The 13,381-nt window shown below is 63.2% G+C and carries 12 protein-coding genes; 8 read left to right on the plus strand and 4 right to left on the minus strand.

Features of this window, described 5'->3' with window-relative positions:
- Positions 1 to 11 precede the first annotated feature (11 nt).
- The 8 genes from HYI44_RS16275 to HYI44_RS16310 all read left to right on the plus strand — a co-directional run bounded on the left by HYI44_RS16275 (position 12) and on the right by HYI44_RS16310 (position 8,684).
- Positions 12 to 794 carry an ABC transporter permease gene (locus HYI44_RS16275; RefSeq protein WP_225569898.1) on the plus strand — a complete coding sequence of 261 codons (783 nt, stop codon included), beginning with the start codon at positions 12 to 14 and terminating at the stop codon, positions 792 to 794.
- On the plus strand, positions 794 to 1,642 hold the full coding sequence (locus tag HYI44_RS16280) for an ABC transporter ATP-binding protein (RefSeq protein ID WP_225569899.1): 849 nt from the start codon (positions 794 to 796) through the stop codon (positions 1,640 to 1,642). Before HYI44_RS16275 ends, HYI44_RS16280 begins: the two co-directional genes overlap by 1 nt.
- Positions 1,639 to 2,601 carry a HEAT repeat domain-containing protein gene (locus HYI44_RS16285; RefSeq protein WP_122840668.1) on the plus strand — a complete coding sequence of 321 codons (963 nt, stop codon included), beginning with the start codon at positions 1,639 to 1,641 and terminating at the stop codon, positions 2,599 to 2,601. The genes HYI44_RS16280 and HYI44_RS16285 overlap by 4 nt, the downstream gene beginning before the upstream one ends.
- Positions 2,598 to 2,885: a DUF971 domain-containing protein gene (locus HYI44_RS16290; RefSeq protein ID WP_225569900.1), complete on the plus strand. Its 288-nt coding sequence runs from the start codon at positions 2,598 to 2,600 to the stop codon at positions 2,883 to 2,885. The genes HYI44_RS16285 and HYI44_RS16290 overlap by 4 nt, the downstream gene beginning before the upstream one ends.
- A gap of 67 nt (positions 2,886 to 2,952) precedes the next feature.
- Positions 2,953 to 3,570 (plus strand): transcriptional repressor LexA, encoded by a 618-nt coding sequence (lexA, locus tag HYI44_RS16295; RefSeq protein WP_122840666.1) that lies wholly within the window; start codon positions 2,953 to 2,955, stop codon positions 3,568 to 3,570.
- Positions 3,570 to 4,187 carry a translesion DNA synthesis-associated protein ImuA gene (gene imuA / locus HYI44_RS16300; RefSeq protein WP_045057611.1) on the plus strand — a complete coding sequence of 206 codons (618 nt, stop codon included), beginning with the start codon at positions 3,570 to 3,572 and terminating at the stop codon, positions 4,185 to 4,187. The genes lexA and imuA overlap by 1 nt, the downstream gene beginning before the upstream one ends.
- A 7-nt stretch (positions 4,188 to 4,194) precedes the next feature.
- Entirely contained in the window at positions 4,195 to 5,610 is a 1,416-nt protein-coding gene (locus HYI44_RS16305; RefSeq protein ID WP_122840665.1) for a Y-family DNA polymerase, read from the plus strand.
- Positions 5,586 to 8,684, plus strand: coding sequence for an error-prone DNA polymerase (locus HYI44_RS16310; protein ID WP_225569901.1), 3,099 nt, complete (start codon positions 5,586 to 5,588; stop codon positions 8,682 to 8,684). Before HYI44_RS16305 ends, HYI44_RS16310 begins: the two co-directional genes overlap by 25 nt.
- Positions 8,685 to 8,819: 135 nt before the next feature.
- Here the strand turns inward: HYI44_RS16310 and HYI44_RS16315 are convergent, their stop codons facing one another.
- The 4 genes from HYI44_RS16315 to HYI44_RS16330 form a co-directional block, all read right to left on the minus strand.
- Positions 8,820 to 9,479: a flavin reductase family protein gene (locus tag HYI44_RS16315; protein ID WP_225569902.1), complete on the minus strand. Its 660-nt coding sequence runs from the start codon at positions 9,477 to 9,479 to the stop codon at positions 8,820 to 8,822.
- A gap of 10 nt (positions 9,480 to 9,489) precedes the next feature.
- Positions 9,490 to 10,989, minus strand: coding sequence for an amidohydrolase family protein (locus HYI44_RS16320; RefSeq protein WP_225569903.1), 1,500 nt, complete (start codon positions 10,987 to 10,989; stop codon positions 9,490 to 9,492).
- Entirely contained in the window at positions 10,986 to 12,176 is a 1,191-nt protein-coding gene (locus HYI44_RS16325; protein WP_201146533.1) for an amidohydrolase family protein, read from the minus strand. The genes HYI44_RS16320 and HYI44_RS16325 overlap by 4 nt, the downstream gene beginning before the upstream one ends.
- 141 nt (positions 12,177 to 12,317) lie before the next feature.
- Positions 12,318 to 13,370 (minus strand): extracellular solute-binding protein, encoded by a 1,053-nt coding sequence (locus tag HYI44_RS16330; protein ID WP_122840661.1) that lies wholly within the window; start codon positions 13,368 to 13,370, stop codon positions 12,318 to 12,320.
- Between the last annotated feature and the right edge of the window lie 11 nt (positions 13,371 to 13,381).

Raw genomic sequence — 13,381 nt, forward strand, 5'->3', positions numbered from 1 at the left:
GGGAATTGTTTATGTACCGATCATTTATCCGCTGGACCCCCAGGGCCGCTTCATTGCTGCTCTGCCTGCTGTTCTGGCAACTCGCTGCCAGTCATCACTGGAACCTGGGCCTGGTCACCTTCGCCAACGTGCCGACGCCGCTTGCGGTTGTCGAGGCCGCACTGGGGCTTGGGGAGTCGGGGAAACTCGGCCGCCACCTGGGCAGCAGCCTGAGCCGGGTATTCGCCGGTTACCTGGCGGCGCTGGTCATCGGTATCGCTCTGGGCCTGGCCATCGGTCGCTCGAAGCGGGCTGAAGACTGGCTGCTGCCGCCCCTGGAAGTGCTGCGCCCGATTCCCGCCGTGGCCTGGATTCCCCTGGCCATCCTGATGTTTCCCTCGTCGGAGCTGTCGATGGTTTTCATCACCTTCACGGGCGCACTGTTCCCGATCCTGTTGAATACCGTGCACGGTGTCGAGGGGGTCGATCCAAGGCTGATCGCCTCGGCAAAAAGCCTTGGGGCAGGGCGCGGGGCGATCCTTTTGGAAGTCATATTGCCCGGTGCTGCACCGAGCATTATCACTGGCCTGGCCATTGGCATGGGGACCTCGTGGTTCTGTCTGGTGACCGCCGAAATGATCTCCGGCCAATACGGTATCGGCTACTACACCTGGGAGTCCTACACCGTCCAGAACTACGCCGATATCGTGGTTGGCATGTTGCTGATCGGTGTACTGGGCATGGGCAGCAGCCTGCTGATCAAACGTCTCGGCGGCCTGTTCACGCCGTGGCACCGACCACGAGGAAAAGCCTGATGAGCATTGATCAAGCCATGCAAGGGCGCATCGACATGCGCCAGCTGTCGATCCGCCTGGGCGTGGGCAACACGGCTTTTGAAGCGGTGCAGGGCCTCGACTGCCAGATCGAAGCGGGGCAGTTCGTGTGCATCCTCGGCCCTTCCGGTTGTGGCAAGTCCACCTTGCTCGGGGCGCTGGCCGGGCACCTGCAGGCCTGCACCGGCAACCTCACCGTTGATGGGGCGAAAGTCTCGGGACCGTCGCCCCAGCGCGGCATGGTGTTCCAGCATCACACGTTGTTCCCCTGGCGCACGGTGCGTGACAACGTCGCCTTCGGCCTGAAGATGCGTGGCATCGGTAAAACCGAGCGACACCAGGCCGCTGACGAGATCCTGGCCCTGGTCGGGCTTGAAGGGTTCGCCGAGCGCTGGCCTGATCAGTTGTCCGGGGGCATGCAGCAACGCGTCGAAATCGCCCGGGTGCTGATCAATCGCCCGCGCCTGCTGCTGATGGATGAACCCTTCGGTGCGCTCGATGCCCTGACCCGGCTGAACATGCAGGAACTGCTGCTGGACATCTGGACGCGGATTCGCACCACCGTGGTGTTCGTCACCCATGACATCGATGAGGCGTTGTTCCTGGCCGACCGATTGCTGGTCATGAGTTCGCGCCCAGGACGGATCATCGAAGACCTGCGCCTGGACTTTGCGCGGCCCCGCGCCAGCGAACTGGTGACCAGCCACGAATTCTCCCGCTTGAAGCGTCACTGCCTTGAGTTGTTGCGTCACGAAGACGGTCGGCAGCTACCGCGCCTGAACCCTCTCGGACTTCCCCCAGAAAATAAACTGCCGCGATTTGCCCTATGACCTCTCTATTCGATGTAACCGATAACGCTGACATTCTTGCCCTGCAAACACGCCTGAGTGATGAGGATCCGGGCGTGCGCAGGATTGCCCTGATTGAACTGGCTGATCTCGAGGAGCCTGAAGGCCTGGTCTGGCTGGTCGACCGACTGGCCGAGGATCCGGCTGAAGAAGTTCGTGCCGAAGCCGCACGGCTGCTGGAAGCCTGGGAGGATGACCCGGTCGTCGAGGCATTGTGCCAGGCCCTGACCGACCCTGCGCAGACAGTGCAGGCCGCCGCCGCGCAGAGCCTCAGCCTGCTCAAGAGCGAGGCGGCAGGCAAGGTGATCCTGCCGTGGACCGTGCATGCCGAAGTGCAGGTGCGCGTTGCCGCGTTTCGGGCTCTGCGCGAGTTGCGCTTCCCCGGTGCCGCCGCTGCCGCCTCTGCCGCCTTGCTCGATGTGGACCCAGGTGTGCGCCGCGAGGCGGTCGGCGTGCTCGGCTGGCTCAAGCAGCTCGATGCCTTGCCGGCGCTGGCGACGCTGGCCAGCCAGGATCCCGACACAGAAGTTCGTCGTGCCGCCACCGGCGCCCTCGGTCTGGCTTGCGATGCCCAGGTCCTGCCGGCCCTGCGTCAGGCCCTGCGGGACAACGCCTGGCAGGTTCGTGAGGAAGCCGCTACGACCCTGGGCAAGGTCGGCCACGTTGACGCGGGCCCGGCGCTGGTCGATGCCCTGGGCGACGATTACTGGCAAGTGCGCCTGCGCGCCACCCGCAGCCTCGGGCGCTTGCGCTATGTCCCGGCGCTTGAGGCCCTGATCGACACCCTCGGCCATCGCATCAGCAACCTGCGCAAGGAGGCGGCGCTGGCCCTCGGCGAGTTGCAGGACCCGGGCGCCATCGCGCCATTGCAGGCAGCGCAGGATGATGGCGATCCGGAAGTCCGTAAAGCCGTGCGCATTGCGTTGAGTCAATTGCAATGAATCCGCTGGCGGTTGGCAATTCCCAGGCTCGACAGCAATTGCGCCTCAACTGGCCGGATGGCCGTGAACAATTGCTGGACCATGCTGAACTGCGCCGCCAGTGCCCGTGCTCGCAATGCCGGGCGTTTCGGCTGCGAGGGCAGGCGCCGCTGGTGGACTCGCGGGTGCGGGTGATCGAGGTCAATGACCAGGGGTATGGGGTGCAGCTGGTATTCAGTGATGGACATGAGCGGGGAATTTTTCCGTGGGGCTTTCTCGCCGGACTGGCTAATAACTCCAATTGAACACGCCCCCCCACGGGGCATGTCATGGACGGATGGTGCTTGTCACCAAAACCGCAGAAGAGTACAAATGTACTCCATGACGACTTTAACTCCCCGCCGTAATGCCATCCTGACCTTCATTCGCGATCGAATCGCCGAGCGTGGTCAGCCTCCAAGCCTCGCCGAGATCAGCGAGGCGTTCGGTTTCGCCTCCCGAAGTGTGGCGCGCAAGCACGTGCTGGCGCTTACCGAAGCCGGGTTCATCGAGGTCAACCCCCATCAGGCCCGGGGCATTCGTTTGCTCGGCCAGGCGGCGCGCCCGGAACTGCTGGACATCCCGGTGCTTGGCCGGGTGGCGGCGGGGGCACCGATCGGTGCCGATGCCGAGGTTGACCGGCGCTTGATGCTCGACCCGGCGATCTTTTCCCGAGTGCCGGACTACATGCTGCGGGTCCAGGGCGACTCGATGATCGAGGACGGCATTCTCGATGGCGACCTGGTAGGGGTGCATCGCAGCGCTGAAGCCCTGAATGGGCAGATCGTCGTGGCGCGGCTCGATGGTGAAGTGACCATCAAGCGATTCGAACGCGTGGGCGAGACCGTCCGGCTGTTGCCACGCAACCCCGCCTATCAACCGATCATCGTTGAAGCCGATCAGGACCTGGCCATCGAAGGGGTGTTCTGCGGTCTGGTGAGGCAAGGGTAATGGGTGCCGTCGTTGCGCTGGATACGCTGTTCAATGGCGGCCAGGTCTGGAGAGGCCGGCCCGCGCCCCCGGCCGCCAGCCCGCAACCCACCGGGCACGCGGTGCTGGATGCCGCGCTGCCCACCGGTGGCTGGCCGGAAGCGGCACTGACTGAAATCCTCCTGGCCGGGCAGGGCGTGGGTGAATTGCAACTGGTGTGGCCGGCCCTGGCGCGGTTGTCCGCAGCGGGGGAGCGGATTGTCCTGGTGGCGCCGCCCTTTGTTCCCTACCCCCAAGCCTGGGAAAACGCCGGGGTCGATCTGCGTCAACTGTCCATCATCCAGGCCAGCGAGCGCGATGCTTTGTGGGCAGCGGAGCAGTGCCTGCGCTCGGGCAGTTGCGGCGCGGTGCTGTGCTGGCCGCATAAAGCCGATGACCGTGCATTGCGTCGCTTGCAAGTGGCAGCAGAAACCGGCTCGACCCTGGCGTTTGCCTATCGCTCGATCCAGGAGGCCATCAACCCTTCGCCTGCAGCCTTGCGCATCGCCATCGATGCGCGCCCCGCGCAACTGCGTGTGCTCAAGTGCCGGGGCGGGCTGGCCCGTTCGGCGCCAATCGCCTTTGCCGTGGGGCATTGAGGTTGCCATGCGTTGGGTATGTATTCTCTTCCCGCAATTGGCGCTGGACGCGGTCTTGCGTCAGCGCAGCGACCCGGATCAACCGCTGGCGCTGTTGACCGGCCCGGCCCAGCGCCGTGTGTTGCAGGCAGTCAACGCTTCTGCAAGGGCACTGGGCTTGCGTCCAGGCCAGTCAATGACTGCCGCCCAGGCATTGAGCAAGGCCTTTGTCACGGCGGAGTACGACGCCGCAGAAATCGAACACTGGCAGCAATTCCTCGCGGCCTGGGCCTATCGGTTCAGTTCCCAGGTCAGCGTGCATTACCCCCGTGCACTGGTGTTCGAGATCGAATCCAGCCTGGGCCTGTTCGGCCCCTGGTCGCAATTCGAGGCCCGCTTGCGCAGCGAGCTGGGGGAGCTGGGTTTTCGCCATCGCATAGTCGCAGCCCCCAACCCGGTGGCTGCACGGGTATTGGCCAACCTGCATGACGGTCTGGTGGTCGCGGATGACGCCGCCTTGCAATGGCACCTCGCGCAATTGCCCATCGACCGCATTGCCCTGGAACCGACGGTAGCCACGGCTTTGTCGCGCATGGGGCTGCGCACCCTGGACCAGCTGCAGGCTTTGCCGCGTAACAGCCTGGCACGGCGGTTCGAAGCCCGTGTACTGCTGCACCTGGACACCTTGTGCGGGATCCGGCCATTGGCCCTGGCGTTCTACCTGCCACCTGACCGTTTTGATGTGCGCATCGAGCTCAATTTTGATGTGCAGTCCCACCAGGCGTTGCTGTTTCCATTACGCCGCCTGACCGGCGATCTCGCGGCGTTCCTGTGCGGGCGCGACAGTGGCGTGCAGCGTTTTGACCTGCACCTGGAACACTCAGGCTTGCCTGACAGCGTGATCAAGGTCGGCCTGCTCAGCGCTGAGCGCGATCCGGCGATGCTCTTTGAACTGGCCCGTGGGCGGCTGGAGCAAGTGCAGGTGCAGGCCCCGGTGCGCGGCTTTCGCTTGCGAGCCGAAGACTTGCCCGCCTTTGTGCCCCAGCATCAGGAGCTGTTCGACGACCGTCCGCAACAGTCCTTGCCCTGGGAGCAATTGCGCGAGCGCTTGCGGGCCCGGCTTGGGGATGATGCGGTTCACGGCTTGCGCTTTCAGGCCGACCACCGACCTGAATGTGCCTGGCAGGCCGGGGCCGATAACCAGCGCGGCAACGGGCTGTGCGGTGTGCAACGTCCAGGGTGGCTGCTGACTGAACCGCTGGCGGTGCAGGAAGGGTCGGCGCGCATTGTCATGGGGCCGGAGCGAATCGAGTCCGGTTGGTGGGATGGCGGCGATGTGCGACGCGACTATTACCTGATTGAAACCCGCTCCGGCCAGCAGGCCTGGGCCTATCGAGCGGTAGGCGAGGGTGGTCCATTGTGGCTGCAGGGCTGGTTCGCATGACCAGCGCCTACGCGGAACTGCATTGCCTGTCGAACTTCAGCTTCCAGCGCGGCGCATCCAGTGCGCTTGAGCTGTTCCAGCGGGCAAAAAAGCAGGGCTACCAGGCGCTGGCCATTACTGATGAATGCACGCTGGCAGGCATCGTCCGAGCCTGGCAGGCGGCCAGGTCGGTGGACTTGCCGCTGATCATCGGCAGTGAAATCCGCATCGAGAACGGCCCGAAACTGGTGCTCCTGGTGGAAAATCTCGAGGGTTATCAGCACCTGTGCCGGCTGATCACCCGGGCCCGACGTCGTACGCAGAAAGGCCAGTATCAGGTGCTGCGCGAAGATTTCAGCGAGCCGTTTCCGGGTTTACTGGCGCTGTGGGTGCCTGACGCTCTGGATGATACGGGCAGTGGTCAGTGGCTGCGGCAAGTGTTTGCTGAACGTCTGTGGCTGGCGGTGCAGTTGCACTGTGGGCAGAATGACCGGCGCCGACTGGCCGACCTGATGAGCCTGGCGGGCGAGCTGCAAATCCCGATGGTAGCCAGCGGCGACGTGCACATGCATGTGCGCGGGCGACGCGCGCTGCAGGACACCATGACCGCCATCCGCCATCACGTGCCGGTGGCAGCCGCCGGTTTACGCCTGCACCCCAATGGCGAGCGGCACCTGCGCAGTCTCGATGCACTGGACGCGCTCTATCCCCAGGCCTTGCTCGACGAAACAGTCAGGATCGCCCGGCGTTGCACCTTCGACCTGAGCCAGTTGCGCTACCAATACCCACGTGAGCTTGTGCCCGAGGGGCACAGCGGGGTCTCGTGGCTGAGGGTACTGACCGAGCGCGGGATTCGCCAGCGTTGGCCCGAAGGTGCGAGTGACAAGGTTCGGCAACTGATCGACAAGGAACTGGGCCTGATCGCCGAGCTGGGTTATGAAAGTTATTTCCTCACCGTGCAAGACATCGTCGCGTTCGCCCGACGCGAGCGCATTCTCTGCCAGGGACGCGGCTCGGCGGCCAACTCTGCGGTGTGCTTTGCCCTGGGCATCACCGAGATCGACCCGGCACGCATGAACATGCTGTTCGAGCGTTTCCTTTCCAAGGAGCGTAACGAACCGCCAGACATCGACGTCGATTTCGAACACGAACGTCGCGAAGAAGTCCTGCAATACGTGTTTCAGCGCTACGGTCGCACCCGTGCAGCCCTGACCGCAGTGGTCAGCTCTTATCACGCTGCCGGAGCGGTGCGTGACGTGGCCAAGGCGCTGGGGTTGCCGCCGGACCAGATCAACGCCCTGGCCGATTGTTGCGGCCACTGGAGCGATCAGACGCCGCCATTGGAGCGCTTGCGCGAAAGCGGTTTCGACCCCGAGAGTCCGGTGTTGCGTCGGGTGCTCAGCCTCACCGGACAACTGATCGGCTTTCCCCGGCACCTGTCCCAGCATCCGGGTGGCTTTGTCATTTCCGAGCAGCCACTCGACACCCTGGTGCCGGTGGAGAACGCGGCCATGGCCGAGCGCACCATCATTCAATGGGATAAGGACGACCTGGATGCGGTCGGTCTGCTCAAGGTCGATATCCTGGCGCTGGGCATGCTCAGTGCCATTCGCCGCTGTTTTGACTTGTTGCGTCGCCACCGCAACCTCGACCTGAGCCTGGCCACGGTGCCGGCTGAAGACCCCCAGACCTACGAAATGATTGGCCGTGCGGATACGGTCGGGGTGTTCCAGATCGAGTCCCGGGCGCAGATGTCGATGTTGCCCAGGCTCAAGCCCAAAGAGTTCTATGACCTTGTCATTGAGGTAGCGATCGTGCGGCCCGGGCCTATTCAGGGGGGCATGGTGCATCCGTATCTGCGGCGACGAAACGGTGAAGAGCTTGAAACCTATCCGTCCGAGCAATTGCGCGAGGTGTTGAAGCGCACGCTTGGGGTGCCGTTGTTCCAGGAGCAGGTGATGCAGATCGCCATTGTTGCCGCCGACTACAGTCCCGGGGAGGCCGACCAGTTGCGTCGCTCCATGGCGGCCTGGAAACGCCACGGCGGGCTTGAACCGCACAAGTTGCGCCTGGCTGCCGGGATGAAGAAAAACGGCTATACGGCGCAATTCGCCGAGCTGATCTTCGAACAGATCAAGGGGTTTGGCAGCTATGGTTTTCCCGAGTCCCACGCCGCAAGCTTTGCCTTGCTGACCTACGCCAGTTGCTGGCTGAAGTGCCACGAACCTGCCGCATTTGCCTGCGCGCTGATTAACAGCTGGCCCATGGGTTTCTACAGTCCCGACCAGATCCTGCAGGATGCACGCCGCCACCATTTACAGATTCGCCCGGTGGATGTGCGCGCCAGTGACTGGGATTGCAGCCTTGAACCCGTTGCCGGGGCGCAGCCGGCGATCCGTATGGGCTTGCGCATGATCAAGGGCTTTCGCGAGGACGATGCCCGACGCATCGAGGTGGCCCGGGCTCGAGGGGCATTTGTCGACATCGCCGACCTCGGCGAACGGGCACGGCTCGAAGCCCGCGCCCAGGAGCAGTTGGCCGATGCTGGAGCCCTGCGCGGGCTGGCGGGAGATCGCCATCGCGCGCGCTGGGAAGTGGCAGGGGTGCACAAGCAACTGGGACTGTTTGCCGGGCTGGCGATGCAGGAGGAGGAACCGGTGGCCTTACCCAAGCCCACGGTTGGCGAGGATCTGCTGGCTGACTACACCAGTGTCGGTACCACCCTCGGCCCACATCCGCTGGCCTTGTTACGCGGCGAGCTGAAAGCGCGGCGCTGTCGCAGTTCCAGGGAATTGCTGGAGGTCGAGCATGGCCGTCCGGTCAGTGTCGCCGGCCTGGTCACCGGTCGCCAGCGACCGGGTACCGCCAGTGGTGTGACCTTCGTCACCCTGGAAGATGAGTTCGGCAACGTCAACGTGATCGTCTGGCGCGACCTGGCCGAGCGTCAGCGAAAAGTGTTGGTGGGCTCGCAGTTGCTCAAGGTCGATGGGCGCTGGGAGAGCCAGGGCGAGGTTCGTCACCTGATTGCCGGAAGAATGAGTGACCTGAGTGAGTTGCTGGACGGGATGAGCATTCGCAGTCGGGATTTCCATTGATGAATCCTTCCTCTATCCCCTCTCCGTAGGAGCTGCCGAGTGCAACGAGGCTGCGATCTTTTGATCTTAAAAAACAAAATCAAAAGATCGCAGCCTCGTTGCACTCGACAGCTCCTACCAGCTCCTACACAGCTCTTACGCTTCAGGCCAGACCCGCTCGCCGCCGCCCGGCGCTGCCGTCCAGGCCTGCAGCGATCGTGTCGGCAAGTCGAAGTATTCCCGGGTGCGCGCATACCCGTGGCCGCCCATACGGCCGATGGCATCCAGGCCGAGTTGATCGATGTACAGGGTTTTCGGGTCGATCAGTTCATCGCGGACATGGGCCATCAATACTTCGCCAAAGATGATTTCCCGCGACTGCCCGATCGACAGCGCCATCATCCGCCGGCATTCCAGAGCCACAGGCGCTTCGCCGATGCGAGGGCATTTGACCAGGGTGCCGGGGATAGCCGTAAGGCCGGCAGCGGTCAATTCATCGAAGCCAGGGGCGAAGGGGACGGCGCAGACGTTCATGGCTTCCACCAGGGCATCGCTGACGATATTGACGGTGAATTCCTGATTCAACTGGATGTTGCGCGTGGTGTCCTTCGGGCTCTGGTCGCCATAATTTTCCACACCCAGGGCAAGGATCGGCGGGTCGGCGGACAATGCGTTGAAAAAGCTGAAGGGCGCGGCGTTGATGCGGCCCTCGCCATCGATCGTGGTGACCAGGGCAATCGGGCGGGGCACCACACTGCCGATCAGTATCTTGTATTTGTCCCGAGGGCTCATCGTGCTGAAGTCGAAGCTGTGCATGGGCAGTACTCTAAAGTAAGGGGTCGATAGCGCTTAAAGGCGCGCTTGCGCTGTAGTCGTCGGCGAACGCAATGGCCGGTTTGAACAGGGTCTTCCAGTCCGGTTGGCCTGTGGCCCGGTCGGCATGGCTGCGCATCAGTTTTTCGAATTGTCGCTGGGCCTGGCGTTGCAGGGCGGGGTAGTCGATGCCTTGCACCTGGCCGTCCCGCATCACGCAGCGACCATCGATATAGCTGGCGATGCAATCGTCTCCACGTCCGGCCAGCACCAGGTTTTTCAATGGGTCGAACAGCGGGCCCAGGTGCAGGCCGCGCAGGTTGAATACGCTGATGTCGGCCTTGGCCCCTGGAGCCAGGCGGCCCAGGTCGTCTCGCCCCAGTGCCTTGGCGCCACCGAGGGTGGCGGCGTTGTAAAGGTCCAGGGTGCTGGTCAGCGAATTGCCGCCCTCCATCAATCGGGCGATGTTCAAGCCCTGGCGCATGTTCTCCAGCAGGTCCGCTGGCCAGGTATCGGTGCCCAAGGCGAAGTTAATGCCCAGGGCGCGGTAGCGTCCGAACGAGTCAAGCGCCTCGCCATCACGGGCAAACACCACCGGACAATGGACCAGGCTGGCCCCGCCATTCACCACGCGCTGCAGGTCCTCATCGCCTGAGGTGTAGATGCCGTGTGGCAGGAGGCTGCGCGGGGTGAGCAGGTTCAGTTTTTCCAGCCAGCCCAGCGGTGAACAACCGTGCAGTTGCTCGACCATCGCGACCTCGCCAAGCCCCTGGCAGCAGTGCAGGCGCACTGGCGCTGCAAGTTCGCGGCTTAAAGCAGCGGTGCGTTGCAGTAACCCTGGCGTACAGGTCTGGATGCGGTCCGGCAGCAACGCGCCGCGAATCAGCCCGCCGTGGGCACCGTCGAAATCCTGGAAAAATCGTTCAGCCGCTGCCAGCCCGGCCAACCCCCTGGCCTCATCAAAGTGATGCCCCAGGGTTGCGTCTGCACGCCAGTAGCTCATGCCGCTCATGTAGCAAGGGCCGAGGTAGGTCCGCAGGCCCAGCTCGCCGGCAACCTGGGCGACGGCGGCAAACTCGTCGTAGGTCTCGGCCCACTCGCGGTAGTACATCGAGGTGATCGGCATTGCCGTAGTGATGCCATTGCGGATCAGTTGGGTGAAGGCGTAGCGATATTTGAATACCTCCTCCTCTGGACTGAAACTCTCCCGTGGGCCTCGCGTCAGGTATTGCTCGGACCACATGCGGCCCATCTCGCGTTCGTCGCCGTTGTCCAGGGTCAACACCGTGGAATCCAGGTCGCCGAGGGCATCCAGGTCGATGAGCCCCGGGCTGATCAGCGCGTTACCGTAGTCGATCCATTGTTCCACCGGGCCCACGTAGCCACGCCCGACAAACAGGATGCGCGAGCCTTCGAACACCACCTCGCCGTCGCGCCATAACACGTGTTGCCTGCCGTCGAAGCCGACCACACAAGCCGCTTTGAGGCCGATGATGGTTGCCCGGCGACTCACAGGCGACTGTCCAGCAATCGTCCATCGCAGGCAATCAACTGGCCCTGGCGATAAACCTGGCGCAATGGCCGCGCGACCACTGCTTCGCCCAGGGTCTGTACCGGCATCAACAGGAAGTCCGCCGGGCGGCCGAGCTCCAAGCCGTAGTGTTCGATGCCTAACGCGCGGGCGCCATTGACGGTCGCGGCATCGAACGCGGCGGTCAGTTCATCGTCCTTGTTCAGGTCGAAACGAAAGGCGAGAAGCATCGCCCGTTCCAGCATGTCGCCGTTGCCCATGGGCGACCAGGCGTCGCGGATACCGTCGGAACCCAGACACATGTTGACCCCGACCTGGCGTAACGCGAGGAACGGTGGCACTGCGCAGTCCGCTGGCGCCGAACTCATCAGCGAAATACCGAGGGCAGCCAGACGCTCGGCCACGGGTTTGACCTGGTTCCAGGGCAACATGCCAAGGCAGTAGGCATGACTGATCATTACCTGTCCCTGGCGTGCGAAACGCTCGGTGTAGTCGGCAATCAGGGCGATCTGCCACAGGCCCAGTTCGCCTTTGTCATGCAGGTGGATGTCCACCCCACGGTCGAATTCGCTGGCGAGCTTGAACACGAAGTCGAGCTGGGCGACGGGATCATTGTCGATGCCACAGGGGTCCAGGCCGCCGACGTTTTCCACGCCCAGGGTCATGGCTTCGCGCATCAGGTCGGCAGTGCCGGGGCGGCTGATCAGGCCGGTTTGCGGGAACACCACCAGTTGCAGGTCGATGAGGTCGCGGTAGCGCTCGCGCAGTTGCTGCATGGCTTCGACATGGCGCAGGCCGAACTCAGGGTCGATGTCGACGTGACAGCGCATGGTCAGCGAGCCGCGTGCGATGCAGTTTTCCAGAAGTGCGCCAGCCCGGTGGGCGATGGGCGAGTCGACTTCACGCAGGACGCTTCGCTCGTTGGCAATGTAGTCCTTCAGAGTCGGCCCGGCGCTGTTCGGGCGCCAGGGCTGGCCCCAGAGGGTTTTATCGAGATGCACATGGCTTTCCACCAGGGCCGGGGTGAGCAGTTGATGGCCGCCGTCGATGTCGGTGGCGCTGAGCGCTGCGTTTGTTGCCGGGCGGCGTTGCTTGAGCAGGCCGTCTTCGATCAGCAGGTCTTCAGCGGGGGCGCCGTAGGGGCGCACGTTGCGTAGCCATTGGATCATTACGTATCTCCGGATCTTGTGAGGTCAGAGTTGGCTCCATAGCGAGCAAGGTCACTCCCACAAGAGACCCGTGGGGGGCCAGGCCCCCTGTGGGAGCGAGCCTGCTCGCGATGGCCGCGACTCGGTTTAAAGCCAGGCAATTCAACCCTTGAGCTTCGCCCAAATCCGGTCCTGCAGCTCCCGCGCCTTGTTGCTGCACTCTTTCTCCGGGCGCAGGCGCGAGGCGAACTCGTCTGGCATGTTGATAGCGTCCATGACCTTCCATTTGGCCTCCAGCAGCTTGTCGCTCTGGATTCCGTTGGCGTAGGCAATGGCATTCGATACCGCCGCTGCGTTTTCCGGCTTCATCATCCAGTCGATGAAGATCTTTGCGTTACCGGGATGTGGCGCGCTTTTCGGCACGGCGAAATTGTCTTGGAACATCGCCAGGCCTTCGCGCGGGTAGACGTACTTGATGGTGTTTTTCTGCAGCGTGGCGCGGGCGGTCGAGCCGTTCCAGTTCTGCATCATGATCACTTCACCCGAGGCCATGCGGTCGACGGTGTTGTCGGAGCTGTACATCTTCAGGAACGGCTTTTGCTTTTGCAGCAGTTCCAGGATGCGCTTGGCGTCCTGGGGGTTTTCGCTGCACTCGTCGACATTCAGGTAATGGCTGGCGGCGTTGATCACGCTGCTGGAAGTGTCGAGGGCGGCCAGTTGCCCTTGCAGTTCCTTGCGCGGCTCGAAAAATTCTTTCCACGAATCGTCCAGCTTGCCCCCGGGCACCCGGGCGCTGTCATAAGAGAAACCGGTGGTCCCCCACAGGTAAGGCGCAGAGAACTTGCGGCCAGGGTCGAACGTCGGGTCGCGAAAGGCCGGTTTCACGTACTGGAAATTGGGCAGGGCAGCGGCGTCGATCTGCAGCAGCAAATCCTGCTTGATCAGGGTTTGCATGATCGACTGCGAAGGTACGATCACATCGTAGGCAGCGCCCCCGGCCTGCAATTTGGCGAGCAGGGTCTCGTTGCTGTCGTAGCCGTCCATGGTGACCTTGATGCCGGTTTCTTTCTCGAATTTGGCCAGCAGGTCGACCGGGTAGTAATCGGTCCAGTTGTAGAAGAACAGCTCCTTGGGCTCGGCGGCTTGCGCAGTAAAAACCGTCAGGCAACTGAGTGCCAGACCGGCGACGCCATACCGCAGGGTTTTCATTTTCATGACAGAACACT

Source organism: Pseudomonas sp. Y24-6 (assembly GCF_020295325.1).
Taxonomy (GTDB): Bacteria; Pseudomonadota; Gammaproteobacteria; order Pseudomonadales; family Pseudomonadaceae; genus Aquipseudomonas; species Aquipseudomonas gregormendelii.